This window comes from Amycolatopsis rhizosphaerae, assembly GCF_007713715.1.
GTDB classification, from domain to species: Bacteria; Actinomycetota; Actinomycetes; order Mycobacteriales; family Pseudonocardiaceae; genus Amycolatopsis_E; species Amycolatopsis_E rhizosphaerae.
This window is the reverse complement of the sequence record NZ_VJWX01000810.1, coordinates 1-1,638: the sequence shown is the minus strand read 5'-3', so window position 1 is coordinate 1,638 and position 1,638 is coordinate 1. Positions and strand designations below refer to the sequence as shown.

At 69.8% G+C, this 1,638-nt stretch carries 1 protein-coding gene; it reads right to left on the bottom strand.

Annotated elements, in window-relative coordinates; all coding sequences use genetic code 11:
- Window positions 1–310 precede the first annotated feature (310 nt).
- Window positions 311–1,638, bottom strand: a 1,328-nt coding sequence (locus FNH05_RS37065) for a nicotinate phosphoribosyltransferase (RefSeq protein WP_144593489.1), incomplete at its 5' end; no start/stop codon positions are given.

Here is a 1,638-nt window from a genome sequence, read left to right as displayed (position 1 = left end):
ACTCGCCAACCGACTCGTCGGCATCCTCCACGGATGCCTCAAAACCCACACCCCCTACAACGAAACCACCGCCTGGACACACCACCAACACCAGCAAACCGCCGCTTGACAACCAAAACCCAGGGATCCCTTCACGGTCGAATCGACTGTGAAGGGACCCTTCACGGCCAACACTCACGCGACTTTGCCGGGACCCCGGCCGACAGGGCTGTGAGGGGGCCCCTCACCGGAATGCGCACTCCCCTCGCGAGCCGCAGGCAGCCACGCAAGGCAGCGGGCCCCGGCCGACGGTCGCAAGCCCGTCACGGTCTCACTCACCCGGCGGCGGGAGTGTGCGGAGTGTCCGGGCCAGCAGGTCCTCCAGCCGCGCGGATCGCCGGACAGGGACGGGTTCGGGGTCCCGCAGCCGCAGCGCGGCTTCGGGCAGCCAGGCCAGGTCGTGCTCGAAGCGTGTGCGGGCATCGAAGAGTTCGTGCCCGTTCCCCACTCGTTCACCGGCCCACATGACCCTGGTGAGCAGTGGCCTGCCCTCGGGCGGCGGCTCGGTGCGCAGGGCGAGCACGTCCGGCTCGCCGGGCTCGCCGCGGTACACCTGTTTCGGACCGGGAAGGGTGGCCTTGCCCGGCGAGCGTTTCATGACCGGTCTGCCCGCGTATTCGACGAGTTTGTAGGCGGTGTCCAGGGAGGGCGCGTCGGCGGAGACCCCCATTTTCGTGCCCACACCATAGGAATCGATGGGGGCGCCCGCCGCGGTGAGCCGGGCGATGGCATGCTCGTCGAGCCCGCCGCTGGCCATGATCCGCGCGTCCGGCAGGCCCTCGTCGTCCAGGATCTTCCTGGCCGCACGGGACAGGGCGTCGAGATCGCCGGAGTCCAGCCGCACCCCGACGCGTTCGCCCGGCAGAGCCAGCGTCTTCGCGACGTCGGCGGCCGTCAGCACACCGGCGGGGGTGTCGTAGGTGTCCACAAGGAACACCGCCGCTTCCGGATAGTCCTCGGCGAAGGCGCGAAACGCCTCCCGCTCGTTGGCGAAGGCCTGGACGTAGGAATGCGCCATCGTGCCGACCGCCCGCAGCCCGAACCGGGCCGCGGACGCCACGTGGCTCGTGCCCGCGAAACCCACCATCGCCGACAACCGGGCGGCGGCGAAGGCGGCGTTCACCCCGTGGGTGCGGCGGGCCGAGAAGTCCACCAGTTCGGCTCCGCCCGCGGCGATGCGGCACCGGGCCGCCTTGGTGGCCACGGCGGTGGAAAAGGTCAGGAAGTTCAGCAGCGCGGTTTCCATCAGCTGGGCCTGCGGCAGCGGCGCGGTGACCTCCAGCAGCGGCTCGTCCGGGAACACCACGCTGCCCTCCGGAACCGCCCACACGTCACCGTCGAAAACCAGGTTCGCCAAGGCGTCGAGGTCACCGTCCGGCAGCCGGAGTTCCTCGCGCAGGTAGTCCAGTTCCTCGTCGTCGAAGTGGAACCGCGCCAGGAAGTCGAGGCAGTCGGTGAGTCCGGCGCACACCAGGAATCCGCGATCGCGCGGGAGCGAACGGGCGAACAGGCTGAACGTCGCGGGCCCGGTCATCCCGCGCCGCAGATAGCTCGCCGCCATCCGGATCTCGTAAAGATCGGTGTGCAGCCCCGTCATAC